This is a genomic window from Rhodanobacter umsongensis (assembly GCF_042654965.1).
In the GTDB taxonomy this organism is placed as follows: Bacteria; Pseudomonadota; Gammaproteobacteria; order Xanthomonadales; family Rhodanobacteraceae; genus Rhodanobacter; species Rhodanobacter umsongensis.
On the sequence record NZ_JBHSMK010000002.1, the window covers coordinates 563,293 to 589,439 of the forward strand.

28 protein-coding genes and 1 tRNA gene are annotated in these 26,147 nt (G+C 66.0%); 15 read left to right on the forward strand and 14 right to left on the reverse strand.

Annotated features, from left to right (window positions below; all coding sequences use genetic code 11):
* Window positions 1-52: 52 nt before the first annotated feature.
* Both tsaE and ACFPME_RS02715 read right to left on the reverse strand, forming a co-directional pair.
* Window positions 53-556 carry a tRNA (adenosine(37)-N6)-threonylcarbamoyltransferase complex ATPase subunit type 1 TsaE gene (gene tsaE / locus ACFPME_RS02710; protein WP_377301767.1) on the reverse strand — a complete coding sequence of 168 codons (504 nt, stop codon included), beginning with the start codon at window positions 554-556 and terminating at the stop codon, window positions 53-55.
* Entirely contained in the window at window positions 549-2,048 is a 1,500-nt protein-coding gene (locus ACFPME_RS02715) for an NAD(P)H-hydrate dehydratase (protein ID WP_377301769.1), read from the reverse strand. Before ACFPME_RS02715 ends, tsaE begins: the two co-directional genes overlap by 8 nt.
* 39 nt (window positions 2,049-2,087) lie before the next feature.
* On the opposite strand from ACFPME_RS02715, the gene queG reads away from it, so the two are divergent.
* A complete protein-coding gene (gene queG, locus ACFPME_RS02720) occupies window positions 2,088-3,167 on the forward strand; it encodes a tRNA epoxyqueuosine(34) reductase QueG (RefSeq protein WP_377301771.1) in 1,080 nt (359 codons plus the stop codon).
* Between the two features lie 10 nt (window positions 3,168-3,177).
* Here queG and panD read toward each other — a convergent pair whose 3' ends face one another.
* The 5 genes from panD to pcnB all read right to left on the reverse strand — a co-directional run bounded on the left by panD (window position 3,178) and on the right by pcnB (window position 7,235).
* A complete protein-coding gene (gene panD / locus ACFPME_RS02725; RefSeq protein WP_377301773.1) occupies window positions 3,178-3,570 on the reverse strand; it encodes an aspartate 1-decarboxylase in 393 nt (130 codons plus the stop codon).
* A 97-nt stretch (window positions 3,571-3,667) separates the two neighbouring features.
* Window positions 3,668-4,513 carry a pantoate--beta-alanine ligase gene (panC, locus tag ACFPME_RS02730; RefSeq protein WP_377301775.1) on the reverse strand — a complete coding sequence of 282 codons (846 nt, stop codon included), beginning with the start codon at window positions 4,511-4,513 and terminating at the stop codon, window positions 3,668-3,670.
* An 18-nt stretch (window positions 4,514-4,531) separates the two neighbouring features.
* On the reverse strand, window positions 4,532-5,362 hold the full coding sequence (panB, locus tag ACFPME_RS02735) for a 3-methyl-2-oxobutanoate hydroxymethyltransferase (protein WP_377301777.1): 831 nt from the start codon (window positions 5,360-5,362) through the stop codon (window positions 4,532-4,534).
* A gap of 32 nt (window positions 5,363-5,394) precedes the next feature.
* Complete coding sequence (gene folK, locus ACFPME_RS02740) at window positions 5,395-5,880, reverse strand: 2-amino-4-hydroxy-6-hydroxymethyldihydropteridine diphosphokinase (protein WP_377301779.1); 486 nt, start codon at window positions 5,878-5,880, stop codon at window positions 5,395-5,397.
* Window positions 5,877-7,235 carry a polynucleotide adenylyltransferase PcnB gene (gene pcnB / locus ACFPME_RS02745; RefSeq protein ID WP_377301781.1) on the reverse strand — a complete coding sequence of 453 codons (1,359 nt, stop codon included), beginning with the start codon at window positions 7,233-7,235 and terminating at the stop codon, window positions 5,877-5,879. Before pcnB ends, folK begins: the two co-directional genes overlap by 4 nt.
* Before the next feature lie 192 nt (window positions 7,236-7,427).
* On the opposite strand from pcnB, the gene ACFPME_RS02750 reads away from it, so the two are divergent.
* Window positions 7,428-7,503 (forward strand) — tRNA-Glu (locus ACFPME_RS02750).
* 138 nt (window positions 7,504-7,641) lie between these two features.
* On the forward strand, window positions 7,642-7,965 hold the full coding sequence (gene fdxA / locus ACFPME_RS02755; RefSeq protein ID WP_377301783.1) for a ferredoxin FdxA: 324 nt from the start codon (window positions 7,642-7,644) through the stop codon (window positions 7,963-7,965).
* A gap of 65 nt (window positions 7,966-8,030) precedes the next feature.
* On the opposite strand, the gene ACFPME_RS02760 is transcribed toward fdxA, so the two are convergent.
* Together ACFPME_RS02760 and dapA are read right to left on the reverse strand one after the other, a co-directional pair.
* Window positions 8,031-8,621, reverse strand: coding sequence for a hypothetical protein (locus ACFPME_RS02760; RefSeq protein WP_377301785.1), 591 nt, complete (start codon window positions 8,619-8,621; stop codon window positions 8,031-8,033).
* Window positions 8,622-8,653: 32 nt separating this feature from the next.
* Window positions 8,654-9,550, reverse strand: a complete 897-nt coding sequence (dapA, locus tag ACFPME_RS02765; RefSeq protein ID WP_377301787.1) for a 4-hydroxy-tetrahydrodipicolinate synthase — start codon at window positions 9,548-9,550, stop codon at window positions 8,654-8,656.
* Window positions 9,551-9,580: 30 nt separating this feature from the next.
* Here dapA and ACFPME_RS02770 point away from each other — a divergent pair, with 30 nt between their 5' ends.
* The 8 genes from ACFPME_RS02770 to ACFPME_RS02805 all read left to right on the forward strand — a co-directional run bounded on the left by ACFPME_RS02770 (window position 9,581) and on the right by ACFPME_RS02805 (window position 16,939).
* Window positions 9,581-10,252 (forward strand): glycine cleavage system transcriptional repressor, encoded by a 672-nt coding sequence (locus ACFPME_RS02770; RefSeq protein WP_377302823.1) that lies wholly within the window; start codon window positions 9,581-9,583, stop codon window positions 10,250-10,252.
* Window positions 10,253-10,513: 261 nt separating this feature from the next.
* The gene (locus ACFPME_RS02775) at window positions 10,514-10,975 is read left to right on the forward strand and encodes a peroxiredoxin (protein WP_377302825.1); all 462 of its coding nucleotides are present in this window, start codon (window positions 10,514-10,516) and stop codon (window positions 10,973-10,975) included.
* 109 nt (window positions 10,976-11,084) lie between these two features.
* Complete coding sequence (locus ACFPME_RS02780; RefSeq protein WP_377301789.1) at window positions 11,085-12,467, forward strand: PhoH family protein; 1,383 nt, start codon at window positions 11,085-11,087, stop codon at window positions 12,465-12,467.
* A gap of 274 nt (window positions 12,468-12,741) precedes the next feature.
* Entirely contained in the window at window positions 12,742-13,680 is a 939-nt protein-coding gene (locus ACFPME_RS02785) for an aspartyl/asparaginyl beta-hydroxylase domain-containing protein (RefSeq protein WP_377302827.1), read from the forward strand.
* Between the two features lie 57 nt (window positions 13,681-13,737).
* Complete coding sequence (sigJ, locus tag ACFPME_RS02790; RefSeq protein WP_377301792.1) at window positions 13,738-14,643, forward strand: RNA polymerase sigma factor SigJ; 906 nt, start codon at window positions 13,738-13,740, stop codon at window positions 14,641-14,643.
* Between the two features lie 36 nt (window positions 14,644-14,679).
* A complete protein-coding gene (locus ACFPME_RS02795; RefSeq protein WP_377301794.1) occupies window positions 14,680-15,135 on the forward strand; it encodes a carboxymuconolactone decarboxylase family protein in 456 nt (151 codons plus the stop codon).
* 12 nt (window positions 15,136-15,147) lie between these two features.
* Window positions 15,148-15,468 (forward strand): thiol-disulfide oxidoreductase DCC family protein, encoded by a 321-nt coding sequence (locus ACFPME_RS02800; protein ID WP_377301796.1) that lies wholly within the window; start codon window positions 15,148-15,150, stop codon window positions 15,466-15,468.
* 82 nt (window positions 15,469-15,550) lie between these two features.
* Window positions 15,551-16,939, forward strand: coding sequence for a serine hydrolase domain-containing protein (locus tag ACFPME_RS02805; RefSeq protein WP_377301798.1), 1,389 nt, complete (start codon window positions 15,551-15,553; stop codon window positions 16,937-16,939).
* Here the strand turns inward: ACFPME_RS02805 and ACFPME_RS02810 are convergent.
* The 4 genes from ACFPME_RS02810 to grxC form a co-directional block, all read right to left on the reverse strand.
* On the reverse strand, window positions 16,905-18,077 hold the full coding sequence (locus ACFPME_RS02810; RefSeq protein ID WP_377301800.1) for a helix-turn-helix domain-containing protein: 1,173 nt from the start codon (window positions 18,075-18,077) through the stop codon (window positions 16,905-16,907). The genes ACFPME_RS02805 and ACFPME_RS02810 overlap by 35 nt on opposite strands.
* 120 nt (window positions 18,078-18,197) lie before the next feature.
* On the reverse strand, window positions 18,198-19,211 hold the full coding sequence (locus ACFPME_RS02815; RefSeq protein WP_377301802.1) for an isocitrate dehydrogenase: 1,014 nt from the start codon (window positions 19,209-19,211) through the stop codon (window positions 18,198-18,200).
* Between the two features lie 186 nt (window positions 19,212-19,397).
* Window positions 19,398-19,775 carry a carboxymuconolactone decarboxylase family protein gene (locus tag ACFPME_RS02820; RefSeq protein ID WP_377301804.1) on the reverse strand — a complete coding sequence of 126 codons (378 nt, stop codon included), beginning with the start codon at window positions 19,773-19,775 and terminating at the stop codon, window positions 19,398-19,400.
* Window positions 19,772-20,035 carry a glutaredoxin 3 gene (grxC, locus tag ACFPME_RS02825; RefSeq protein ID WP_377301806.1) on the reverse strand — a complete coding sequence of 88 codons (264 nt, stop codon included), beginning with the start codon at window positions 20,033-20,035 and terminating at the stop codon, window positions 19,772-19,774. The genes ACFPME_RS02820 and grxC overlap by 4 nt, the downstream gene beginning before the upstream one ends.
* 121 nt (window positions 20,036-20,156) lie before the next feature.
* Between grxC and ACFPME_RS02830 the strand changes: the two genes are divergently transcribed.
* Together ACFPME_RS02830 and phoB are read left to right on the forward strand one after the other, a co-directional pair.
* Window positions 20,157-21,857 (forward strand): M48 family metalloprotease, encoded by a 1,701-nt coding sequence (locus ACFPME_RS02830; RefSeq protein ID WP_377301808.1) that lies wholly within the window; start codon window positions 20,157-20,159, stop codon window positions 21,855-21,857.
* A gap of 80 nt (window positions 21,858-21,937) precedes the next feature.
* Window positions 21,938-22,627: a phosphate regulon transcriptional regulator PhoB gene (gene phoB / locus ACFPME_RS02835; protein WP_377302829.1), complete on the forward strand. Its 690-nt coding sequence runs from the start codon at window positions 21,938-21,940 to the stop codon at window positions 22,625-22,627.
* Here the strand turns inward: phoB and ACFPME_RS02840 are convergent.
* Complete coding sequence (locus ACFPME_RS02840; RefSeq protein WP_377301810.1) at window positions 22,603-22,860, reverse strand: hypothetical protein; 258 nt, start codon at window positions 22,858-22,860, stop codon at window positions 22,603-22,605. The genes phoB and ACFPME_RS02840 overlap by 25 nt on opposite strands.
* A gap of 60 nt (window positions 22,861-22,920) precedes the next feature.
* Between ACFPME_RS02840 and phoR the strand changes: the two genes are divergently transcribed.
* Together phoR and ppk1 are read left to right on the forward strand one after the other, a co-directional pair.
* On the forward strand, window positions 22,921-23,967 hold the full coding sequence (gene phoR / locus ACFPME_RS02845) for a phosphate regulon sensor histidine kinase PhoR (protein WP_377301812.1): 1,047 nt from the start codon (window positions 22,921-22,923) through the stop codon (window positions 23,965-23,967).
* Between the two features lie 48 nt (window positions 23,968-24,015).
* On the forward strand, window positions 24,016-26,109 hold the full coding sequence (gene ppk1, locus ACFPME_RS02850; protein WP_377301814.1) for a polyphosphate kinase 1: 2,094 nt from the start codon (window positions 24,016-24,018) through the stop codon (window positions 26,107-26,109).
* Window positions 26,110-26,147 lie beyond the last annotated feature (38 nt).

A 26,147-nucleotide genomic window follows, 5' to 3' on the forward strand; every position in this document is an offset into this window, starting at 1 on the left:
CATTGACCGCGTGGCGCGCCTTAAATTCTCAGCCGAAATCAGCACTTAGCAGTCAGCGCAGTCGCTCCAGCAACCTTTCGCCGCGGGCGCTGAACGCGCGCAGCAAGGCGTGGCGCCCTGGTTCCGCGTAATCGAGGCGCAATTCGAGATCCGCGGCAGGGAGGGCGCCGGCACCGCGTTCGGGCCACTCCACCAGCACCAGTGCGGCGGGCTCGGCCAGCGCGTCCAGGCCGAGCCACTCCAGTTCGCCGGGATCGGCGATCCGGTAAAGGTCCAGATGCCAGGCTGGCCGATCGCCCGCCATGTAGTTCTCGACCAGGCTATAGGTCGGGCTCTTGACCCGTTCTCCCACACCAAGTGCGGTCAGCAGGGCACGCGCAAAGCTGGTCTTGCCCGCGCCGAGCGAACCATGCAGATAGAGCACCAGCCCGTCGTCCAGTATGTGCGCCATCCGTGTGGCCAGGGCGGCGGTGGCCGCCTCGTCGGGCAACGGCCACTCCCGGCCGCGTTCGATATGACCTGACTCCGCATGGCCTGGTCCGGTTCGCTCAGTCATGGTCGCGCTCGCCATCGTGCACGCCGTTGCCCAGAGCACGCAGCGGCGCCAGCAGATCGCTGGCCAGCAACCCGCGTTCTCCGTGTTGCGCGGCCCGATCACCGGCCCGTGCATGCAGACCCACGCCGAGGCAGCCAGCCTGCCAGGCGCTGCAACCTTGCGCGAGCAGCGCCGCCACGATACCGGTGAGCAGATCGCCCATGCCGCCAGAAGCCATCCCGGGGTTGCCCCAGGGACAGACGTCCAGACGCCCATCCGGGTCGGCAATCAGGCTGCCCGAACCCTTCAGTATCGCCACGGCGCCAAAGCGGCGGGACAGCTCGCGCACCGCCGCAAAACGATCGCGCTCCACCTCGGACGTGGATACGCCAAGCAATCTCGCCGCCTCGCCTGGGTGGGGCGTCAAAATCGCCGGCACGCTGAACCGGCGCGGCTGCCGCGCCAGCAGGTTCAGGCCATCGGCATCGAGCACCAGCGGTTTGTTCGCATCCAGCGCGGCAAGCCACAGCGCACGCCCCCACTCCGCCTGCCCCAAGCCCGGACCGACGGCCAGCACGCTGGCTCGTTCGAGCATCGGCGCCAGCGCTTGCGGACCATCGACGCCACGAACCATCAGTTCCGGCCGCGTGGCATTCAGGGCGAACACATGCTCGGCGCGCGTCGCCACGCTCACCAGGCCAGCGCCGCCGCGCAATGCCGCTTCGCCAGCCAGCCGTGCCGCCCCGGCCATGCCGTGCTCGCCACCGATCACCAGCACGTGACCGTTGTCGCCCTTGTTGGCGTAGCGCGGGCGCCGCGGCAGGATCTCAGCCCGCAGCAGGCGGGCATCGGGCGCGACATCCGCGTACACGCTGTCGGGTACGCCCAGCGTGGCTAGCTCGAGTACGCCGACATGATCGGCAGCCCGGCCCGTATGCAACCCGCGCTTGCCAGCGATGAAGGTCACCGTGACATCGGCGCGGATCGCCGCACCGGCGCAGTGGCCGGTGTCGGCATCCAGCCCGCTGGGTACATCCAGAGCCACCACCGGCTGGCCGCTGCCATTGATCTGTTCGATCAGCCTTGCCGCCTTGCCTTCGGGAGCGCGGTGCAGGCCGATGCCGTAAAGCGCATCGACGTGCAGCTCGGCGGTCGGCAACGTGTCGTCGTCATCCACCACCTGCACACAACCACCTCCGGCCACCCATGCCTGCCGGGCGACTGCGGCATCACCCTGGGAGGCGCCGGTCAACGCCGTCAGCTCGACCTGCAACCCCGCCTCGCGCGCCAGCACGCCGAGCAGAAAGCCATCGCCGCCATTGTTGCCGGGACCGCAATGGATAACGATGTTTCGCACCTCCGGCCAGTGACGACGCAAACTGTTCAGCGCAGCGTTCGCGGCGCGGCGCATCAGCTCCTGCCCGGTCATTCCCGGGACCGCCAAGGCCGCGCGCTCCAGCTGGCGCAACCGCTCGACGGTATGGAGATCGTGGCTGTCAGGGTGCATTGGCATGCGCGAATTATAGGCACGGGCCGCGTTTACAATAGACGCATGTCCAGCACCGACATTCGCAGCACACCCGACTACGCCGTGCTCGCCCGCGACATCAAGCGCTGGGCGAGCGAGCTGGGATTTGCCGATGCCGGCATCAGTGGCACCGACCTGGGCGAGGACGAACGGCATCTCGAGCAATGGCTCGATCACGGCCACCACGGCGAGATGGACTACATGGCCCGCCATGGCACCCGCCGTGCCCGGCCAGCCGAACTGGAGCCGGGCACGCAACGCGTCATCTCGGTGCGCATGGATTACCTCCCGCCCGGCATCGCCAACGCATGGGGCGTGCTGCAGGATGCCGAAGCCGGCTACGTATCGCGCTACGCGCTGGGACGCGACTATCACAAGCTGATGCGCAACAGGCTGCAGAAGCTGGCCGAGCGCATCCGTGCCGTGGTCGGCGACTTCGGCTATCGGGCCTACGTGGATTCCGCGCCGGTACTGGAGAAGGCGCTGGCGCGCAACGCGGGGCTGGGCTGGATTGGCAAGCATACCGTGCTGATCAACCGTCGCGCCGGCTCGTATTTCTTTCTCGGCGAGCTGTACACGGACCTGCCGCTGCCCGTGGACGAACCGGCCAGCGCGCACTGCGGGAGTTGCAGCCGCTGCATCGACGTCTGTCCGACGCAGGCGATACTCGGCCCCTATCGGCTGGATGCGAAACGCTGCATCTCCTATCTCACGATCGAGCTCAAGGGCAGCATTCCGGAAGACCTGCGCGCGCCGATGGGCAACCGCATCTTCGGTTGCGACGACTGCCAGCTGGTGTGTCCGTGGAACAAGTTCGCGCAGGCCACCGTCGAGCCGGATTTCGCGCCGCGGCACAGCCTCGACGGCGCGAAACTGGTCGAGCTGTTCGCATGGAGCGAGGACGAGTTCCTCAAGCGCACCGAAGGCATGGCGATCCGCCGCACCGGCTACGAAGGCTGGCTGCGCAATATCGCGGTGGCACTGGGCAACGCACCGTCGTCAGCCGGCGCACGCGCAGCGCTCGATGCCCGCGCCGATCACCCGTCGGCGATCGTGCGCGAGCACGTGGCGTGGGCGCTGGCGAAGCAGCAAGGCGCGGCGTGAATCGGGCGGCTCAGGCAGCAGCCATCTGCTTGGGGATCGAGCGGTTGGTATGGCTGATGCGATTGCCGGCACCGGCGGCGATGTACACGCAGGTAGGCTGGTAGTGCTCCAGCTCCGCTTCGCTCAGTTGCACGAAGGCGGCGATGATGATGATGTCGCCAGCCTGGGCGCTGCGCGCGGCACTACCATTGACGGAGATGATGCCGGAGCCTTCCTCGGCACGCAGCGCATAGGTGACGAAGCGCTGGCCGCTGTTGACGTTCCATGCATGGATCTGCTCGTACTCACGGATGCCCGAAGCATCCAGCAGCAGCCCGTCGATCGCGATCGAGCCCTCGTAGTGCAGCTCCGCATGGGTCACGGTGGCGCGGTGGATCTTGGCCTTGAGCATGTTCAGGTGCATGACGTTCTTTTCCCGCAGGATCCTGCAAAGTCGGCAATTATCGAACCGATCGCGCTGCACCGCAACATCGCCGGTTCGGCAACGATATGCGGGCGGATCAGTCGAACGGCAAGTTGTCTATCAGGCGGGTGCTGCCAAGGCGCGCCGCGATCAGTGCGATCAGGCCGTCACGCTCGCCCTCGGCAGGCTCGGCCAGATCCTCGGCGCGGCGGATCACGGCGTAATCGGGCACGAATCCTGCCCGGGTGAGACGTGCTGCGGCTGTCTGTTCCAGGGCCTGCCATGGATGGCCCTGTTCCAGCAGCTCGCGCATTTTCAGCAAGGTATCGTGGATCAACGGCGCGCGTGCGCGTTCGGCGGCGGTCAGGTACTGGTTGCGCGAACTCAAGGCCAGTCCATCGTCGGCACGCAGTGTCGGCGCGGCCATCACCTTCACCGGCAATGACAGGTCACGCACCATTCGCTCGATCACCTTCAGCTGCTGGAAATCCTTCTGGCCGAACACCGCCAGATCCGGCTGCACCAGGTTGAACAGCTTGCAAACGACCGTGGCCACGCCATCGAAATGCCCGGGCCGGTGGGCACCCTCCAGCGTGTCGGTGACCTGCGGTACGTGCAGGCTGACGCTGTGTTCGGCACCAAACGGATAGATCGTCGCCACATCGGGCGCAAACAGCAGATCGCAATCCTCATCGGCCAGCGCGGCTTGATCCTGCAACAGCGTGCGGGGATAGCGTTCGAAATCCTCGTTCGGCCCAAACTGCGTGGGATTGACGAACACGCTGGCGACCACCCGTTCGGTGCGCGCCCGCGCCAGCTTGATCAGCGACTGATGACCGGCGTGGAGATTGCCCATGGTCGGCACGAAACCCACCGTCTGGCCCTTGGCCCGCCAGCCGCGGACCGCAGCGCGCAAGGCAGCGGCATCTTGTACGGTTTGCATGGTGCGTTGACTCGCTGATCAATTGAAGCAATGTTCGGGCGCCGGGAACGCGCCACTGCGCACGTCCGCCGCGTACGCCGCGATGGCTGCGCCGACAGAGTCGCGCCCGGACAGAAAATCCTTGCTGAATTTCGGTCGCTTGCCTGGGGTGATGCCGAGCATGTCGTGGATCACCAGCACCTGCCCGTCGCAATGCGGGCCGGCGCCGATGCCGATCACCGGAATGCTGAGGGCCGCGGTCGTCCGGCGGCCCAGCTCGACCGGCACGCCTTCCATCACCAGCAAGTCGGCACCGGCCGCCTGTACCGCCAGTGCCTCGGCCAGCACGCGGTCCGCCGCAGCCTCTTCGCGGCCCTGGATGCGAAATCCGCCGAACTTGTGCACCGATTGCGGCGTCAAGCCGAGATGCGCGCAAACCGGGATTGCGCGCGCGGTCAGTGCCGCGATCGCCTCGAGGACATGCGGTGCGGCACCTTCGATCTTCACCATCGCCGCGCCGGCTTCGCCGACGAGCCTCGCGCCCGCTTCCAGCGCATGCCCGACATCGCGATCGGCCATGAACGGCAGATCAGCCACCAGCAAGGTCGCCGACAGGCCACGGGCCACCGCGGCGGTGTGATAGACCATGTGCTCGAGGGTGACCGGGAGCGTGCTGCGATGTCCCTGTACCACCATGCCCAACGAATCGCCGACCAGCGCGATATCGATCCCGGCGGCTTCGAGTTGCCAGGCGAAGCTGGCGTCGTAGGCAGTAAGCATGACGATGCGTTGCCCCTGCCCCTTCATGGCCTGCAGGCTCGGCACAGTCACCGGCTTGCGGTCGGGGACATTCGCGTTCTGCACGTACACGGCAACTCCTGATCGGATGAGCGGGGCGCCGATTATGGCGCAAGCAGCCGTTCGCAACCGCCAAGATCGAGCCCGCCCAGCAGCTCCGCCACCATGCCGTGGCCCGGCAGCCACAGCGCGGGCGCCACATCGTTCAACGGCAGCAGCACAAAAGCGCGCTCGGCCATGCGGGGATGCGGCAGGGTCAGTCGTTCATCGTCAAGCTGCACGCCTTCGATATGCAACACGTCGAGGTCCAGCGTGCGAGGTCCGTTGCGCTCGGCGCGCACCCGGCCAGCCTGCTGCTCGATCGCCAGCAATGCATCCAGCAAGAGATGCGGCGACAACAGCGTATCCAGCTCAGCCACGGCGTTGACGAAGCGCGGTTGCTTCAGCAGGCCCCACGGCGGCGTGCCATACAAGGGCGAATGCCGCAGCAGACAAGTAGCAGGCAGCTTCGCCAGCGCATCCATCGCGTCCAGCACCTGTTGCTTGGGATTGCCGAGGTTGCTGCCCAGCGCGACGTAAGCCAGCGTCACACGGAACCCGATTTGTCGCCAGGCTTGCGCCGGCGCCGCCGCGGCCGAGGCGGCCGGCTGGCCGCCGGCGCGACGATATTGTCGCTGGCCGCGCTGCCGCCGCCGGCCGGCAACGCGGCCGCCAGCACTTCCTGCGGCAGTTGCTGCGCATGTGCCCACCACTGGCCCAGTTCGCGCATTGCGGGGGATTCATCTGCGCGCAGCAGCAGGAAATCGAACGCCGCACGAAAACGCGGATGGGCCATCAGGCGGAACACGCGCTTGCGCTGGATCTGCTCGAAGCGCGGCTGCAACGACCAGATCTCCTCCATGGTGAAGGTGAACCGCCGCGGTATCGCCACCCTTTGGCACTGCTCACCCACGACCTGGGCCGATGCACGCGCCCATGCCTCGGTGCTCTCCTGGCCGCGCGCGATCCAGTGATGCGCCACATCGCGCACTTCGCCCCACAACAGCACCGCGAACAGGAACGCCGGCGTCACCGATTTGCCTTCGGCGATCCGCGCATCGGTATTCGCCAGGCCATGTTCAACCAGCGAACGCAGCGCCTCGTCGCCGCGCTTTAGCGCGCGCGCCGTCGCTGGAAACAGGAACTTCAGGAGACCGCTCTGCTCGAGCATGCGAAAGCTTTTCAGACCGTTGCCGCTGAGGAACATCTTCAGCGATTCATCGAAAAGCCGCGCCGGCGCCGCGTCGGCCAGCAGCGGCCCCAGCGCCTCGAACGGCGCCATCGCGGCGGTATCGATGCTCATGTCGAGCTTCGCTGCCAATCGGGCCGCGCGCAGCATCCGCACCGGATCTTCCTGATAACGAATGTCGGGCTCGCCGATCAGCCTCAATACGCGGTCCTGCAGGTCCTGTATGCCGCCTACGTAGTCACGTACCGAGAAGTCGCTGATGTCGTAGTACATCGCGTTGACGCGAAAGTCGCGGCGGATCGCATCCTCTTCGATGGTGCCCCAGATGTTGTCCCGCACGATGCGGCCGTCGACGATGTGGCGATCCCCTTCGCCGCCCTCTTCGCCGAGACCTCGAAAGGTCGCCACCTCGATGATCTCCGCGCCGAACACCACATGCGCCAGGCGAAAGCGCCGCCCGATCAGGCGGCAGTTGCGGAACAGTTTTTTCACCTCGTCCGGCGTCGCGCTGGTGGCCACGTCGAAGTCTTTCGGCTGCAGGCCCAGCAACAGGTCGCGCACGGCGCCGCCGACCAGATACGCGGTATAGCCGGCCTCGTTCAGGCGGTACAGCACCCGCAGCGCCGACTTGCTGATGTTCTTGCGGGAGATGATGTGCTGGTCGCGCGGAATGATCCGCAGCGTCGGCGTGATGTCGGTCCCTGATTCGAGATTCAAGCGGTCGGAATCCTTGCGGGGGCGAAGCCGCCCCATGGTTGCTGGATATCGCGGTGCGCGCGGCATCGCGGATCGTCCCGCGGGGCGTGAGGCCTGCACCTGCGCGACATGCTTCGAACGGCGCAGACTCATGCATGCCGAGCATTGCCGCGCGAAACAATTCCGTTATACTAGCGCGCCTCGCAGCATAACGCTCCCTTCGTCTAGTGGCCCAGGACACTGCCCTCTCAAGGCGGGAACACGAGTTCGAGTCTCGTAGGGAGCACCATTTGGTTAGTTTGTGCGACCGTCCTCTATCGCGACGGTCGGCACGACAGGTGGCGACTTGCAGTCCTCGCCAGCGAGTGAAGACCAGAAGCGGCCGTCCACGGCCGCACTCTTCATAAAAAACCACCGAAGACCGCCCATGACTTTCGTCGTCATCGACAACTGCATCAAATGCAAATACACCGATTGCGTCGAAGTCTGCCCCGTCGACGCATTCCATGAAGGCCCCAATTTCCTCGCGATCGATCCGGACGAGTGCATCGACTGCACCCTTTGCGAGCCGGAGTGTCCGATCAACGCCATCTATCCGGAAGACGACGTGCCGGCCGGCCAGGAAGCCTTCGTGGCGCTCAATGCCGAACTGGCCAAGGGCTGGCCGGTGATCACCGAGCGCAAGGACAGCCCCCCGGACGCCAAGGAATGGGAAGGCAAGCCGGACAAGCTCCGGCTGCTGCAGCGCTGAGCTCCATGGTCATCACAAAAAAGCCGCCTCAGGGGCGGCTTTTTTGTGGCCACATGGCAGCAGGATCAGCCGCCCAGACGCGACTTCAACGTATCGATCACCTTGGCCACCGCCGCGGCGTTGCCTTCGGCACGCACTTCGCTGGCACTCGTGCCGCTGCTGTTGATGCTTATCTGCACCTGATGCGAGCCAGCGCCCGGCGCAGTGGCGGCATCGTCCTTGTGACGGCCGAACATGCGGCCGAAGAAGCCTTTCTTCTTTTGCTGAACGGCAGCGGCGGAAACATTCAGCGTGTAACTGTGCGTAGCATCGTCATGTCCGACCAGCTGCCCCAGGCTGCCGCTTTCCAGCACCTGGCCGACTCGCTGGTAGGCATTGCCGACACTGTCGGTGATGACGAAACCGTCGGCGATCTGGCCGCCGGCGGTGCCGACGCTGGCTGTCGCACCGTTGGCGGTCGGCTGGTTCGCACCGGGCGGAGGAATCATCAAGGCCTCGCTGGTCGACGGGCGATCGAGACCCGGAGGGATCTCCAGCGGCGATTCCTGCTGGGCAGTGTCCCACGCCTTGTGCGAGCGGAACATGCCGCAGCCGGCTAGCAGCAGGCCACTGAGAGCCACAGCCGGCAAGGCCACGAGGAGCGAGGATTTTTTCATGTAATCAGATTCCGTGAGTAAGTCGGCAACCGTCAACCGGCAACAGTTGCCAAGGATGCCAGACTGGACAGCGCTTGGTGCAATCGGGCGCGATCCGGACCGTCGTTCAATTCCACCAGCGGCAACCTTGGCAACGCCAGACCCAGCCCCAACGGAGGCAGTCCGGCCTTGACTGCGATCGGATTCGGCGCGCAATTGAGCGCCTGCACCAACGGCTCGAGCACGGCATGACAGCGCCCGGCAGCCTCCTGATCGCCACCGATGGCCGCGTCGCACAACGCACGAAACGCCCGCGGCACCAGGTTGGCCACCACCGAGACGGTGCCCGCAGCACCGGCCAGCATCGCCTCGCCTGCACTGGCGTCGTCGCCGGACAGATAGACGAAATCGGGAAGCACAAGTTCCGCCAGCGCGGAAATCCGCTCGCGGTCGCTGCGCGCTTCCTTGATGCCCAGGATGCCCGGATGCCCACGCAAACGGGCCACCGTCTGCGGCAACAGATCGCAACCGGTGCGGCTCGGTACGTTGTAGAGCAACAAGGGCAGACCGCCGTGTTCGGCTACTTCGAGATAATGCCGGTACAGACCTTCCTGGGTCGGACGCACGTAGTAAGGCACCACCACCAGCGCGGCGTCAGCGCCCAGCGCGTGCGCACGGCGGGTGGTCGCGACCGTCTTTGACGTGCCCGCTTCGCCGGTGCCGGCGATCACCGGCACGCGACCGGCTACGCGCTCGACCGCGAAAGCAAGCAACCGGTCGAACTCTTCGGATTCAAGCATGTGCGCTTCGCCGGTGGAACCGGCCACCACCAGCGCCTGCGTTCCACCGTCGAGCTGATGATCGAGCAGCCGACCGAATGCCGCGAGGTCGAGCGACCCGTCGGCCGCGAACGGTGTCACCAGCGCGCAGATGCTTCCGCGAATGTCCACGTCTTGATTCCGCTCCAGATCAACCCCTGCATGTTACTTGCCGGCTCGCGAGCCGGGCAAGTAAGCTCGGACGGAGTAATCTCGACATCTCCGCAACGCGCGGGACAACGCCACAGGCAGGCTCTTTTGAAACCTTCTTCCGCCTCTTCTCCCACGGCAGCGCGTGCGGGCAACGACAACCAGTTGCTGATCCAGGCACTCACGCCGGCGATCAAGTCGCCGTTGCTGGCGTTGGCCAAGCGCATCGCCGATGCCGGCTGCAATCTTTCCGAGTCGCGCGTTTCGACGATCGGCACGGAAATTTCGCTGATGCTGCTGGCTAGCGGCGCGTGGGATGCGCTGGCCAAGCTCGAAACCGCACTGACCAAACTGGCCCGCGACGAGAGCCTGCGGCTGGTGCATTACCGCACCGGCCCGCGCGAGAACAGCTCGCACCTGCTGCCGTATCTGGTGGAAGTGGTGGCGGCGGATCGGCCGGGGATCGTGGTGCGGATCGTGGAGTTCTTCAGCCAGCACGGCATCAGCGTGGAGCAGCTGAACTCGACGCGTTACCAGGCGATGCAGACAGGCGCGGAGATGTTCCAGGCCCAGTTCACCATCGGCATCCCGGCAGAGATCCACATTGCCGCGTTGCGCGATGATTTTCTCGAGCTGTGTGACGGGCTGAATCTCGACGCGATCATGGATCCGGTCAAATTCTGAGAGCCCCGACTGGCCCTTGAGCATCGCGCGATAACGACCGCGTGACAAGGGCTGTCATCCGCCGCCACGCACGCGCTAGTCTGTGCCCGTGACCTGCCGGAGGAACATTGCATTGCAGCCAGCGTGTCGATTCATGCCGATCGTCCCGGGCGTATCTGGTGCCGTGCCTGCTTTCAGTACGGCGAGTCTCTTTCACGTCTCCCTCCTGGCACCCTTTTCCAAACCTCGATCGCCGCGGTCGTTCGCCGCGCAGGACCCGTCATGCCTGAAATCGGCAAGAAACCACCCCCGTTGAAAGGCGCCACCGGCGATGGCCACGAATTGAGCCTCGCCAGCCTCAAGGGTCAATGGGTCGTGGTGTATTTCTATCCCAAGGACAGCACGCCCGGGTGCACCACCGAGGCGAAGGACTTCCGCGATCTCTACCCGTCCTTTCGAGATCGCCATGCACAGGTCATCGGCGTATCGCGGGATTCGCAGAAATCGCACGCCGGCTTCGCCGCGACGCAGGGTCTGCCGTTCCCGCTGGTTTCCGATGCCGACGAAAACTGGTGCCGGGCATTCGACGTGATCCACGAAAAAGTGCTTTACGGAAAGCGCCACATGGGTATCGTGCGCAGCACCTTCCTGATCGACCCCGATGGCAAGCTCGTCCGCGAATGGCGCGGCGTGAAGGTGCCGGGCCACGCCCAGACCGTGCTCGACGCCATCCCCGCCCGGTGACAGCCGCTCCGCTCTCGCCATTCATCCGCACGGCGCACGGTGCACTTCCGTGCGGGGCCAACCTTGCGCCGCGATTCTTCCAACCACCCACCAGCGAGGACACTTCCGCATGACCGGAAGCAAGCGCATCTACGCTCTCGACACCAACGTCCTGCTGCATGACCCGACCTCGCTGTTCCGCTTCGAGGAACACGACGTCTTCATCCCGATGACCGTGCTGGAGGAACTGGACGAAAAAAAGAAGGGCGCCTCGGAAGTCTCGCGCAACGCCCGCCAGGTCAGTCGTTTTCTCAACGAACTGGTCGAACTGGGCAAGCAGCATGCCCTGGGCGATGGACTGGAGCTGAGCAACCCGCAAGGCATCAAGCTCAAGCGTGGCGGCTCCGTCGGGCGCTTGTATTTCCAGCATCGCACCAGCAGCAACGGCCACGCCAAGGCGGACAACCAGATCCTGTCGGCGGTGATCGAGCTGCGCGACCAGAATCCCGAACGCGCCGTGATCCTTGTCACCAAGGACATCAATCTGCGGATCAAGGCGAGCATCAACGGCATTGTCGCCGAGGACTACGAGAACGACCGCGCGCTCGACGATTTCTCCCTGCTGTACACCGGCTCCGCCGAGCTGCCGGAAGACTTCTGGGAGCAGCACCCCGAAGTGCGTTCGTGGACCGAGCGCGGCCGCACGTTCTACGAAGTGAACCGGCGCGAGCAGGACGACTGGCATCCCAACCAGTGCTTGTACCTGCCCGGCGAAAACGCGGTCGAGCTGCGCGTGCTGCATCTGGATGACGCCAGCGCCACCTTGGTGCTGCTGGACGACCACTCGCACGCCAATCACCACGTATGGGGCATCGGCGCGCGCAACCGCGAGCAGAACTTCGCGCTCAACGCGTTGATGGATCCGGACATCGATTTCGTCACCCTGCTCGGCAACGCCGGCACCGGCAAGACCCTGCTGGCATTGGCCGCCGGCCTGGCGCAGGTGATGGACCAGCAGCGCTACCGGGAAATCATCATGACCCGCGCCACCGTCTCGGTCGGCGAAGACATCGGCTTCCTGCCCGGCACCGAGGAAGAGAAGATGACGCCATGGATGGGCGCGCTGACCGACAACCTCGAGGTGCTCGCCAACCCCGAGGATGGCGGCAGCTGGGGGCGCCAGGCCACCAACGACCTGCTCGCCTCGCGCATCAAGATCCGCTCGCTCAACTTCATGCGCGGACGCACCTTTCTGTCGCGCTACCTGATCATCGACGAGGCACAGAACCTCACCCCGAAACAGATGAAGACCCTGATCACCCGCGCCGGCCCGGGCACCAAGATAGTCTGCCTCGGCAATGTCGAGCAGATCGACACGCCCTACCTCACCGAAACCACGTCCGGCCTCACCTACGCGGTCGATCGTTTCAAGAACTGGGAACATTCGGCGCATATCACGCTGCGCCGGGGCGAGCGCTCGCGGCTGGCGGATTTCGCGGCGGAAGCGCTGTAGGGGGAGTCGCATACGCGAAAGCACCGCGTCGTCACTTGCGCGCAGGAGGGGTCCACCTTGCTTCCGGCCTCCGGAAACTGACCGACCCCCGGACTTCCACCTGCGCGGTAGTGACGTCTTCCCGTTGCCCTGCCCCGGGTTGGCGGCCACCAGGTTCCGCGACGACGTCGCAGCGACTGCGTCCGTGCCGAAGGCATTCCCGGCAAGCGAGTAGAATGGAGGCCCTGACTGCTTTGCCACGGCCGCCATCACCTCCATGATCCTCACTCCACGCCTGATCCTGCTCGCCTTGCTCGCGTTCTTCGTGTTGTGCGTGCTGCTGGTGCACCTGCGTGGCCGGGTACGCTTGCGCTTCGATCGCCAGCTCGTCGACCATTCGGCGATCTTCGCGCCGTACAACCTGCTGATGTACGCGTTCTCGGCGGTGCCGGCCAAGCCCATCCTCGATCGACGCGGCTTTCCGCAGCTGGATCTGCTGCAGGCGAACTGGCAGGCGATCCGCGACGAGGCGACGCATTTGTTCGACGAGGGCTATATCCGCGCCGCCGCGAAGAACAACGACGCCAGCTTCAACAGCTTCTTCAAGCAGGGCTGGAAGCGTTTCTATCTGAAATGGTACGGCGAACCGTTGGCCTCGGCCGAGGCGTTGTGCCCGCAGACGGTGGCCCTGCTGAAGGCGATTCCCAGCGTGAAGGCAGCGATGTTCGCGCTGCTGCCGCCGGGGAGCAAACTCAATCCCCACCGCGACCCGTTCGCCGGCTCACTGCGCTACCACCTGGGCCTGATCACGCCGAACTCGCGCAACTGCCGGATCTTCGTCGACGGCGAGGAACATGCCTGGGGCGACGGCAAGGACGTGGTGTTCGATGAGACCTACGTGCACTGGGCCGAGAACACCAGCGCGCAGACCCGGGTGATCCTGTTTGCCGACGTGGAGCGTCCCCTGCGCACGCGCTGGATGAACGCGATCAACCACCGCGTGGGCGCGTTCATGGGCAGGATCACCGCCTCGCCCAACACCGATGGCGAAGCCGAGACGACCGGCTTCGTGAACCGGCTGTTCGCGCTCAGCCAGCGCCGCAAGGGCGCCGGTCATCAGTTCAAGGCGGCGTTCAAGCGCCGCTACAAGAAATTGTACAAAGCGCTCAAGTACGTCGGCATCCTGCTGCTGATCTGGCTGATCTTCCTTGCGCCCTGGCCGATCTTCCGCTGAGCGGTCACATGACGTGATCCGCGTGCCTCCTTGATGCGCACCTCGCCGGAGAGCGCCATGGATCCCCAAACCACCCTGTTCCAGCAGCACCGCCCGCGTCTGTTCGGGCTGGCCTATCGCATGCTCGGCACGCCGAGCGACGCCGAGGATATCTTGCACGACGCCTGGCTGCGCTGGCACGCGCAGGATGCCGATGCGCTGGACGACCCGGAAGCCTGGCTGGTCACCGTGACCACGCGCATCGCGCTCGATCGCCTGCGCCGGGCCAAGACCGAACGCGCGCACTATCCCGGCCCGTGGCTGCCCGAGCCGCTGGCCGCCGAATCCGAGCAGCCCGAGGCGCAACTGGAACGCGCCGAAAGCCTCACCCTCACCTTCCTGCTGTTGCTGGAGCGGCTGAGCGCGGAGGAACGCGCCGCCTTCCTGCTGCGCGAGATATTCGATTACAGCCATGCCGAGACGGCCGCGATGCTGGAGATCAGCGAGGACGCCTGCCGCCAGCGCGTGCATCGGGCGAAGCAGCGGCTGCGCGAGGATCGACCGCGCCAGGCGATGCCGAATATCGACACCCAGCGGCGCCTGCTCGAACGCTTCATGCAGGCGCTGCAGCAGCCTGACATGCCCACGCTGCGCGCCCTGTTTGCCGAGGATGCCATGAGCGTTTCCGACGGCGGCGGCCTGGCGCGGGCCACCCTGCACCCGTTGCACGGCGCCGAGCGGCTGGCCCGGTTGTACATGCAGATCGCGCTGCAGCAGCAGCGGTACGGCGGCGTGCGCCACGAGATCACCCAGCTCAACGGCATGCCGGCGCTGTTCGGCTGGCAGGGCGACACGCTGATCTCGGCCAGCTGGATCGACGACGACGGCGAGCGCATCACCGCGATGCACGTCCTGCGCCACCCCGGCAAGCTCGCCCGGCTGGCGGCTGTCACGAAATCGATGCCGCCTGCGTCCTTGCATTGAACGGCCATCCCGGCCGCCCACCCCACGGAGACCCCCATGCCCCGCTTCAATGTCTACAAGCGGCCCGACGCCCTGAAACCGCTGCTCGCCCTTGGCGACTACATCAGGAGCTGCGGCCTCGAACAGAGCCTGATCGAGCTGGTGCAGATGCGTGCCTCGCAGCTCAATGGCTGTGCCTATTGCCTGGACATGCACAGCAAGGACGCCCGCGCCGCCGGCGAGACCGAACAACGCCTGTACGTGCTGCAGGCCTGGCGCGAGGCGCCGTTCTACAACGCGCGCGAACGCGCCGCGCTGGCCTGGTGCGAGGCGGTGACCCGGCTCGATCCGGTCCACGGCGTGCCGGACGAGGTCTACGAGGAGGCCCGCGCCCAGTTCAGCGAGGAAGAGCTGATCGACCTCAACATGGTGGTGATCGTGATCAACGGCTGGAACCGCATCGCCATCCCTTCGCGCGCGGAGCCCGGCCACTACAAGCCCGGCAAGCACTGAACAGCCGCCGCCATGGCCACGATCAGGCTGTTCCGCCATCCGGACTGCGCGAAGTGCGCACGCTACGCGCGGTGGCATCGCCGGCTCGACTGGCTGGGTCGTTTCGAGGATTCCACGGGCGTCTCGCCCGTGGGTCCGCTGCACCTGGGCGAGGTCGTGGTGCAGGATCTGCGCCAGCGCACGACACTGCGCGGCGCGGCCGGGTTCACCCTGCTGTGCCGGCAGATTCCGGCCTACTGGCCACTGTTGCCGTTGCTGCGAATTCCCGCATTGCGCCGTCGCGTCGAACGCGAGTTCAACGGCTGCACCGATGGCGGTTGTTCGCTGGACTGACGTCCGGACCGGCCGGATCGGACGATCGCCACCCCCGCGTTCCCCATGCTGGCCGCCCCGACAACCGACCCGGCGGACCACCATGGCTTTGCGTCTCCTGAAAATCACCCTCGTCACCCTGCTCGTCTTCCTGCTTGCCGCCGCCCTCTGGATCGGCACCGCCGGCAAGGATCTGTTCCGCACCGCCACCGGCTCGGTCAGCCGCTCGCTGTGCGCCGCAGCGTTCGTTTCACGAGTCGATCCGCAGCGAACCTTCGCGGAGGAACAGCTGCCGCTGATGCGCAGCATCGGCTGGGCGATCCACTACGAGGTCGATCGCGCCAGGCGCGAAGTACGCACGTCGGTATTCGGCGACTTCACCGCGCGGGCGGTCTACCGCGACGGACTCGGCTGCCTGCTCGTGCACGGCGGTGGCGCCGTACCCGAGCCGGCCGGCTTCGAGCCCGCGCCGATCGCCAGCCCCTGGCCGGCGGCCGTGCTCGAACCGGCCGACCCGGCGATCCGCCGCGCACTCGATCGGGCCTTCGCCGAACCCGACCCGGCCCACCCGCGCCTGACCAAGGCGGTAGTCGTGCTGCACGACGGCAAGCTGATTGCCGAGCGCTACGCCGCGGGCTACGGCCCGGACACGCCGATCTATGCCCATTCGCTGACGAAATCGGTGGTCAGCGCGCTGATCGGCATCCTCGTGCGCCAAGGCAAGCTGCGGCTGGACCAGCCGGCGCCGATCGCCGCCTGGCGCTCGCCGGCGGACCCGCACCACGCCGTCACCGTCGACCAATTGCTGCGCATGGACAGCGGCCTGCCGTTCGACGAAACCGACGGCGCGCTCAGCCCGATGACCCGCATGCTGTTCCTCGAACGCGACATGGCAGGCTATGCGGCGCGGACGCCGCTGGCCCATCCGCCCGGCACCGCCTGGGGCTACAGCAACCTCGGCTACGTGCTGCTCTCGCGGCTGATCCGCGACGCCGCCGGCGGCAGCGCGGTCGATGCCGGGCGCCTCGTGCGGCGCGAACTGTTCGCGCCGCTGGGCATGCGCAGCGCGGTGATCGAAACCGACGCCACCGGTACGCCGGTCGGGTCGAGCAATGTCTACGCCTCGGCCCGCGACTTTGCCCGCTTCGGCCAGCTCTATCTCGACGACGGCGTGGTCGACGGACGGCGCCTCCTGCCCGAAGGCTGGGTGGCGTACAGCCATTCGCAAACCCTGAAAACCGGTTACGGCGCCGGCTTCTGGACCAACCTGGTGAGCGAGGGCAGCGTGCCGGTATGGAATGCGCCGTGGGGCATGCCGCGGTTGCCGAAGGACATGTACTACGCGCGCGGCGCGCTGGGGCAATACGTGGTGATCGTGCCGTCGGAACGGCTGGTGGTGGTGCGCATGGGCATCTCGATCGACTACGGCACCGGCACGGAAGACTTGGTCGCCGCGATCATCGCCGCGCTGCATCGCCGGCCGGCGTCGTGACGGCCCGGCCCTGGCCGTGGCGTTTGCGATAGTTGCTCGGCGTCTCGCCCACCTGCCGCTTGAACGCGGCGTTGAAGGTGGACTTGGCGGTGAAGCCGCAGTCGTAGGCGATGTCGAGAATGGTGCGCGCGTCGTCGCGATCGGCCAGGCGCATGCGTACCGCCTCGACCCGCAGGCGGTTGATGTAATCCCAGAACGTGCCGCCAAAACGCCGGTTGATCACCGCCGACACCAGGTATTCGGGATAGCCGCTGCGCTTGGCCACCTGCCCGATGGTGAGCGCCGGTTCGCGATAGAGCGCCTCATCGCCACCCATCAGCTGCGCCAGGCGCGTCTCCACCGCGGGGAAGCGTGCGTCGTCGGGGTCCGTCGTGTCCGGCGACGCCTCCTCCCCGGCAACCGCGGCCGGTTCGCCCGCCACCGGAGGCTGGTTGAGGCTGAGCCAGCCGACCACGCACACCCATGCGGCGACTGCGCCGAACAGCAGGCGGTAGTCAATACCTGGCAGCGTCGCCAGCCATTGCGTGGTGGCGATGATCCAGATGACGATCTGGCAAGCCGCCATCACATCGATCCAGCGCAGCGACATGCGCTCGGCATCCGAGCGTCGCTCGCGCAACCGGCGGCGGTAGCGGTGCACGCGCATCAGTGCGGCCGCCACGTACGAGAGGCTGTAGACGAACAAGGGAACGTCGAACCACGAGCCGATGCTCTTTTCGCCTGCCACCCAGCGCGCGGACAACGCCTGCATCTGCTGGTCGCTCATCAGCAGCACATGCGCATTCAACGCCAGCATCACGCCGAAACCGAGCAGGTGCACGCCGTCGCGCAGGCGAAAGCCGCGACTCTCGATCAGCGCACGCACATAGACGTAGAACAGGCTGCCGTAAAGGAACGGAAACAGCGCGACGAAGCGGTACGCCCTGAACCATTCCGGCGACAGCGAGTTCCAGTACACCGCCTTGACCAGCAGGTCCATGCCGGTCAGCGCGACCCACACCGCCAGCACCCGGTTCGCCTCGGTGTTCACCGGCCGCCGCCACAGCGCCAGCGCCAGCAACGCCGCCTGCACGGCAGCGGCGATGTAGACGAATACCCAGAGCGCGTACGCCTGGTTGGGGATCACCTGTGATGGCATCGACGAATTCCGGCGGTCGCATGACCCAGCCCGAAAGCCTAGCCGCTTGACCGACGCTGATCCAACAAAAAAGCCGCGGAGCGACCGCGGCCTTGATGTGGATGGCCGGGCGCGCCGGGATCAGGCCGCGAGGCGTTTCACGATCGCGTCGGCGAAGCTGCTGGTGCTGCCCTTGCCGCCCAGGTCCGGCGTCACGCTGTCGCGGTCGTTGGTCATGGTGTCGCGGATCGCCTGGCGCAACCGGTCGCCCTTGGCCACCATGTCCAGGTAGTCGAGCATGTCGGCCGCCGCCAGCAGCAGCGCGCACGGGTTGGCGATGCCCTTGCCGGCGATGTCCGGCGCCGAGCCGTGCACCGCCTCGAAGATCGCCGCGTGCTCGCCGATGTTGTCGCCCGGCGCCAGGCCGAGGCCACCGACCAGGCCGGCGCACAGGTCGGACAGGATGTCGCCGAACAGGTTGGTGGTGACGATCACGTCGAACTGCTCGGGCTTCATCACCAGCTGCATGCAGGCGTTGTCCACGATCATCTCGCTGAACTCGATCTGCGGGTATTCCTTCGCGATCTCGCGCGCCACGTTGAGGAACAGGCCCGAGCTGGTCTTCAGGATGTTCGCCTTGTGCACCGCGGTGACCTTCTTGCGGCCCTTCTTCACCGCCAGCTCGAACGCGTAGCGCACGATGCGCGTGCTGCCCTTGCGGGTATTGCGCGCAACCGACTCCGCGATCTCGCCGTCGGCAGACAGGGTCTGGCCCTCGGAGCGGTACGCGCCCTCGGTGTTCTCGCGCACGGTGATGATGTCGATGTTCTCGTAGCGCGACTTGGTACCCGGAAAGCTCAGCGCCGGGCGCACGTTCGCATACAAATCGAAGTGGCGGCGCAAGGTCACATTGACCGAGGTGAAGCCGTCGCCGATCGGCGTGGTCAGCGGGCCTTTCAACGCCACCTTGTGCTCGGCGATCTTGTCCAGCGTGGCCTTCGGCAGCAGATCGCCGTGCTTCTCCAGCGCGACCATGCCGGCATCGACGAAGTCATAGCGCAGGCCGCAGTCCAGCGCATCGAGCACACGCAGCGTGGCGGTCATGATCTCCGGGCCGATGCCGTCGCCCGGGATCACGGCGATGGTTTTGCTCATGGGGTACTCCTTGGGGCTGAATGCGACGGGCAGGGCGTGGTGCGCGTCAAGACCGCCCATTATCCCCCATCCAGCCCAGGCCGGGCAGCCGACAGGCTGCGTGAACCGTTGCAAATCCTCGCACGGAGCGTCGCGTAAACTCGCACGGCAACCACCCTCCCCGCGGATCCCTTCGCCCAGAAGCGCTCAGGCGTGGCCAGCGCATTCCGGCGTCGACGACTCCCCGGCTTCCAGTTTGTCCAGGAAGTCCACCGCACGGCGCAGATGCGGGATCACGATCGAGCCGCCCACCACCAGGCCCACGCTGAACACCTCGAAGAACTCGTCGCGCTGCACGCCCGCCTCCTTGCACTGGGCCACGTGATAGCTGATGCAGTCATCGCAGCGCAACACCATCGAGGCGACCAGGCCGAGCATCTCCTTGGTCTTCACATCCAGCGCGCCGGCCTTGTAGGTTTGCGTATCCAGCGCGAAGAAGCGCCGCACGACCTGATTGTCCTCGGCCAGAATGCGCTCGTTCATGCGCTGGCGGAACGCGGTGAATTCGGCAAGCTTGTCACTCATGCGGGGTACTCCAGCAGTTTCGCCAGCTGGCCGCTGCGATCGGCCGCGACCAGGTCGTCGTAGCCCCCCACATGCTGGTCGTTGACGAAAATCTGCGGCACCGTGCGCCGTCCCCCACTGCGTGCCAGCATCGCGTCGCGCTGCACCGGGTCGGTATCGACGCGTACTTCGCTCCACTCCAGCCCCTTGGACTTGAGCAGATTCTTGGCCGCCACGCAGTACGGGCACACCGCCGTGGAATAGACCTCGATCTTTGACATCACAACACTCCGCAACTGAAGAATGATCACCCCCAAATGGGGCCACCCCGCCGCCAGTCAAGCGCCCGCATCGTGAACCGATGCGGCAAGGCGCGGTCTGAATGCTATTGTCGCCCAACCTATGAACATGGCATCACGACGCCTTTTCCCACGTTTGCTGGCAGCGCTGATCAGCACTGCCCTGACCTGTTCTGCCGGCGCGCAGAACGAAGTACGCCTGCCGGATCTGGGCAGTTCGGCGAATGCCCTGATCTCGCCGCAGGAAGCACAGGACTATGGCGCCTCGATGCTGCGCCAGATGCGCGCGCTGGACATGGTGGTCGACGATCCGCTGCTGGATGATTACATCAACGATCTCGGTTATCGGCTGGTGGCCAGCTGCGACAAGCCGAAGAACCATTTCGCGTTCTTCATCGTCAGGGATCCGGAGATCAATGCGTTTGCCGCACCCGGCGGCTACATCGCGGTGAATTCCGGCTTGCTCACGATCACCCGCGACGAGAGCGAGCTGGCCGGCGTGATTGCCCACGAGATCGGCCACATCACGCAAAATCATCTGCAGCGGGCATTCGAAGATTCGAAAAAGGATGCGCCGCTGATGGCGCTGATTCTGCTCGGCGCCATCGCCGCCGGCGCCGGCAGCCACAGCGGCGATGCCCCGGTGGCGATAGCCGCTGCAGGCCAGGGCCTGATCGCGCAGAAGTCGATCAATTTCACCCGCAAGGACGAGATCGAGGCAGACCGTGTCGGCATCCAGACCCTGGCCAGCGCCGACTTCGATCCGAATGCGATGGCCGCATTCTTCCAGCACATGGAAGACGTGCTGAGCGCTGGCGCGGGCGGGATCGACGTTCCGGCGTTGCTGCAGACCCATCCGGTGACCACCATGCGGATCAGCGATGCCAAGGCCCGCGCTGCGGCGTTGGTTGCCGCGCAGAAGTTGCGCCCGTCCGCTACTGGCATCGGCAAGCTGCAGTGGCAGCAGAGCACCGCGCCGATCGCCTTCGTGAAGGATCCCACCACACTGCTTCTGGCACACCGTGCCGACAGTACGGACACCTACTCGCTGATGCGCGAACGCGTGCGGGTGCTGGCCGGCGACGCCCCCAAACAGGCGATCTACTACAGCTCCAACCTGCAGAACCAGCAGGGCTTCGACACCCCGGCAAATCGCTACGGCTATGCGCTGGCGCTGACCCGCAGCGGCCGCGGCGCGCAGGCCATCGATCAGTTGCAACCGTTGCTGCAATCCGCGCCGGACAATCTCATCCTGAAACTGGCACTGGCCGATGCACGCCTGCAGGCCGGGCAGCGCGCGGCCGCGCTGGCGATCTACAGCGCGCTCAACCGGCAGTCGCCACGCAATCGTGCCGTCGCGCTGGCCTATGCCAAGGCGCTCACTGCGGACGGCGACAAGGACAAGGCCCGCGAGGCGTCCAACCTGTTGCGGCCGCTGCTGGACAATGCCAGCGAACCTGAGATCTACAGCGCCTACGCCCGCGCCAGCGACAAGGCCGGCGACAGCGTGCGCGCCGGCGAGGCCTTCGCCGATGCCAGCTACTACGCCGGCCGCCCGTTCGATGCGATGGAGCAGCTCAAGCGCTTGCTCAAGCGCGACGACCTCGACTACTACGCCCGGGTACGCATCCAGGCGCGCATTGCCGAACTGACGCCATTGGTTCTGGAGCTGCACAAGCGCAAGATCCAGACCGAGGATAATCCGGACGGTCGCCAGCAGCTGCATCCGGCTGACCGTTGCAGCGGGCGGCTGTGCCTCGGCATCGGCGCCGGGCCAGCCGAGGCGATCGATCCACGTCGGTAGCCCGCGCCGGGCGCATGTCATCGACGCGTAACATTCATACGCTGCAATATCTCCGTCACAAGTACCGGCAGACCCACGGCGTGCACAAACGCATCCTGATCGTTGAAGACGAGACCTCGATTCGCGAGATGATCGCCTTTGCCCTGCGCAAGGCGGGCATGGACGCGATGCAGGCAGCGGACGCGCGCGCAGCCCAGCTGGCCATCGCCGAACAGGTGCCCGACCTGATCCTGCTGGACTGGATGCTGCCGGGCACCAGCGGGCTGGAGCTGGCGCGGCGCCTGCGCAGGGAGGAGCTCAGCCGCGAGGTACCGATCATCATGCTCACCGCGCGCGGCGAGGAGATGGATCGCGTCAACGGACTGGAGGCCGGCGTCGACGACTACGTGGTGAAACCGTTCTCCACCCGCGAGCTGATCGCACGGATCAAGGCCGTGCTCCGGCGCAGCCAGGGCGACGACGGCTCCGGCATGGTGGAAGTGGGCAAGCTGCGCATCGACGGTCCCGCGCACCGGGTATTTGCTGGTGACGAACCGGTGCCGATCGGGCCCACCGAATACCGACTGCTGTATTTCTTCATGACCCACCCCGAGCGGGTCTACTCGCGCACCCAGTTGCTCGATCATGTGTGGGGCGGCAGCGTGTACGTGGAAGAGCGCACCGTCGACGTGCACATCCGCCGCCTGCGCAAGACGCTGGAGCCGTGGAAGCTGGACGATCTGGTGCAGACCGTGCGCGGTACCGGCTACCGCTTCTCGACCAGCGTCTGAGTGCCGCGCTTGCGATAGCCGCGACTTTTGCCGATGCTGCGTCTGCCCCGGCCCATCCCGCGTCGCCCTGAATGACCCGACCCGCAATATCCTTCTGGAGATGGCCTGCCGTTCTTGCCGCCGCCCTGCTTGCCGGCGCGCTGCTGGGCTGGCTGGCCGATGGCCATGTCGCCGTCGGCGTGGCGCTGGTCGCCGTGGCGGAAGTCGTCTTGCTGCTGACCCGGATCGGTCATCGAATGCCGCTCATGATGGCCGGACCCGGTGCCGCCAACCCTCTTCAGCATGACCGTTTCATGAAGCGTTCCCGACGCCTTGCCTCCTCCCTGCGTGACCTCCGCAATGCTGCGAGCCAACTGCCGGACGCGGTGGTGCTGCTCGATCGGCAGCAGCAGATCCGCTGGTTCAACCGCGCTGCCGAGAATTTGCTCGGGTTGCGCCGCCCGGATGATCGCGGCGCGCCGCTGCAGCAGCGGCTGGCCGGCTCGGAACTGGCCGCCTGGTTGCATGACGGGGCACACGAGCCACTCGCCGACGCCACCGCCCCCGGACGGGCGGACAGTCAGCTCAATGTCAGCCTGCTGCCGTTCGGCGATCAGGAGCAGCTGCTGCTGGCGCACGACATCAGCCATCTGAACCGGCTCGAACAAGTGCGCCGCGACTTCGTGGCAAACGTGTCGCACGAGTTGCGCACGCCCTTGACGGTGATCCACGGCTACCTCGAACTGCTCGACCCGGACGACATGCCCGAATTGGCAGCGGTGCTGGGCGAGATGCGCACGCAATCGAAACGGATGGGCCAGATCGTCGAGGATCTGCTCACCCTGTCCCGACTGGAAACGCAGCACCGGATCGTCGATGAGCGGGTGCCGATGGCACCGTTGCTGGCGACCATGCGCAAGGAAGCCGAAGCCCTCAGCCAGGGCCGCCATCGGATCGTGCTTGAATCCACCGCCGCAGCGGATCTGCTCGGCTCGCCCAAGGATCTGCACAGTGCGCTTTCCAACCTGGTCAGCAACGCGGTGCGCTACACGCCGACCGGCGGCAGCATCACGATCCGCTGGGAGCGCGTGCCTGACGGCGCGGTATACTCGGTCAGCGACACCGGCTTCGGCATTGCGGCCACGCACCTGGCTCGACTCACCGAGCGTTTCTATCGGGTTTCCTCCAGCCGCTCGCGCGATAGCGGCGGCACCGGGCTCGGCTTGTCGATCGTCAAGCATGTGCTGAACCTGCATCAGGCGCAGTTGCAGATCGATAGCAGGCCAGGCGTCGGATCGGTATTTTCCTGCCATTTCGGTCGAGCACGTTTGCTGACGCCCGGCGGCAACGACGACGAATGAGTCGGCTGACGGCGTTTCATTGGCCTGCGCCTTGGGCCAGAATGAACCATGCATCATCCAGCCCCCGTCTCGCCCAGCGAACCCGACCTGGCCGCCCCCGGCCTGTACCTCAGCCGTGAACTGGCCGCACTGGAGTTCAATTTCCGCGTGCTGGCGATGGCCCGTGACGCCGCCGTGCCGCTGCTGGAGCGATTGCGCTACCTGAGCATCGTCGCCAACAACCTCGACGAGTTCTTCGAGGTCCGCGTGGCCATGCTCAAGCATCATCACGCCTACGGCTCGGCCGCACCGGGCCCGGACGGCATCCCCTCCGGCGAGCTGCTGGCGCGAATCCGCAGCCGCGTACTGGATCTCGTCGCCGAGCAGTACGCCGCCTGGCAGGAGCAGATCAGCCCGCAGCTGGACGCCGAGCGGATCCACATCCTGACCCGCAAGCACTGGAATCCGCGCCAGCGGCGCTGGCTGCAGGGTTACTTCGAGCACGAGGTGCTGCCGGTACTGTCGCCGCTGGGGCTGGATCCGGCCCATCCGTTCCCGCGCATTCTCAACAAGACGCTGAACATCGCGGTGGTCCTGAAGGGCCGCGATGCGTTCGGCCACGAAGGTCACATGGCGCTGGTGCGCGCGCCGCGCTCGCTGCCGCGGATCATCCGCGTGCCGGCCGAGGTCAGTGGCCCGGGCGAACATTTCGTGTTCCTGGCCGAATTGCTGCAGGCGTTCGTCGACCTGATGTTTCCCGGCCTCAAGGTGGTCGGTTCCTACCAGTTCCGGGTCACCCGCAACAGCGAGCTGATCGTCGAGGAAGCCGAGGTGGAAAACCTCGCGCTGGCGCTCAGCGAGGAGCTGGTCGGGCGCGGCTATGCGCGCCCCGTCCGCTTGGAGATCGCCAACGATTGCCCGAAGGCGATCACCGCGATGCTGATCGAGAACTTCGAGCTGGAGGAGGCCGATGTCTACCGCTGCGATGGCCCGGTCAACATCATTCGCGCAGGGCTGATCTATGACTGGCTGGATCGGCCCGAGCTGAAATTTCCCCGCTTCAATTCGCAGTTGCCGCCGGCGCTGGAAAGCGCGCGCAACAAGTTCGACCTGATCGGCCAGCGCGATGTTTTGCTGCACCATCCGTATCAGAGCTTTGCCGCGGTGATCGACCTGTTGCGCCAGGCCACTGCCGACCCGCAGGTGCTGGCGATCAAGCAGACGCTTTACCGCGCTGGCGAAGACACTCCGCTGGTCGACCTGCTGGTGGAGGCGGCGCGCAACGGCAAGGACGTCACGGTGGTGATCGAGCTGCGCGCGCGCTTCGACGAGGAGGCCAACATCCGCCTGGCCACGCGCCTGCAGGAGGCCGGCGTGCAGGTCGTCTACGGCGTGGTCGGCTACAAGACCCACGCCAAGATGATGCTGATCGTGCGCCGCGAAGGCGACACGCTGCGCCGCTACGTGCACCTGTCCACCGGCAACTACCACCAGGCCAACAGTCGCATGTATACCGACATCGGCCTGATGACGGCGAACCCCGAGATCGGCGAGGATCTGCACAAGGTCTTCCAGCAGTTGTCCGGCCTCGGTCCGATGATCGAGTTGAAGCGACTGCTGCATTCCCCGTTCACGCTGTATCCCAGCGTGCTGGCCAGGATCGAGCGCGAGACCACGCACGCACGCGCCGGCCGCCCCGCTCGCATCGTCGCCAAACTCAACGCGCTGAACGAAGCGCACGTGATCGAGGCGCTCTATCGCGCCTCGCAGGCCGGCGTGGAGATCGACCTGATCATCCGCGGCGCCTGCACCCTGCGTCCCGGCCTCCCGGGCATTTCCGAACGCATTCGCGTGCGCTCGATCATCGGGCGTTTCCTTGAACACAGCCGCGTGTACTGGTTCGCCAACGACGGCGAACCCGAGCTGTATTGCGCCAGCGCCGACTGGATGGAGCGCAACCTGATGCGGCGGATCGAGGTGGCCTTCCCGATCCTCGACCCCGAACTGGCTGCGCGGGTATTCGAGGAAACCCTGGCCAACGGACTCGCCGACAATACCCAGGCATGGCTGCTCGGCACCGATGGCCGCTACGTGCATGCCGAACCCGGCGAGAATCCACCGTACAGCGCGCAGCAAGGCCTGCTCGACAGGTTCTGCCAGTGAGTCGGCTTCGCCTCAGCCTCACGCGCACGTGCGAGAAT